The 403-nt window shown below is 76.9% G+C and carries 1 pseudogene; it reads right to left on the bottom strand.

The features are described from left to right. Window positions 1-403 (bottom strand): annotated as a pseudogene (locus tag C5H89_RS18530) (hypothetical protein); the annotation flags it as partial.

Here is a 403-nt window from a genome sequence, read left to right as displayed (position 1 = left end):
GGCGGGGCGCAGCCGGGTGGGGTCGATGCTGCGCAGCGCGGTGAGCAGGTCCGCGGGGAACGCCAACGCCCGGCTCAGCCCGGGGCCGTCCTGGGGGTCGGTGGGGTCGGTGGGCTCGGGCTGGCCGGGCTGGTCGGGCTGGTCGGGGGTGGTGTGTTCGAGGAGGAGCTGGAGCAGCTCCGCGGGACGGGCCAGCCACCCCAGGGCCTCGGCCCGGAGCTCGTCCCGGCTGGGCCGCGACGCAGCCCCGGCTGTCCCAGCCTGGGTGGCTGCCTGGTCTGTTGTCTGGGTGGCTGCCTGGTCGTGCTGGGCGGCCAGGATCTCCGCGACCCGGGCCACCATCGCCTCCACATAGACCGCGTCCCCGGCCTCGACCCGGGCCACCAGGTGCCGCAGGCCGTGC

Origin of the sequence: Nocardioides sp. 616, from assembly GCF_002930065.1 — a bacterium.
GTDB lineage: Bacteria > Actinomycetota > Actinomycetes > Propionibacteriales > Nocardioidaceae > Nocardioides > Nocardioides houyundeii.
This window is presented reverse-complemented; position numbering and strand designations above follow the sequence as displayed.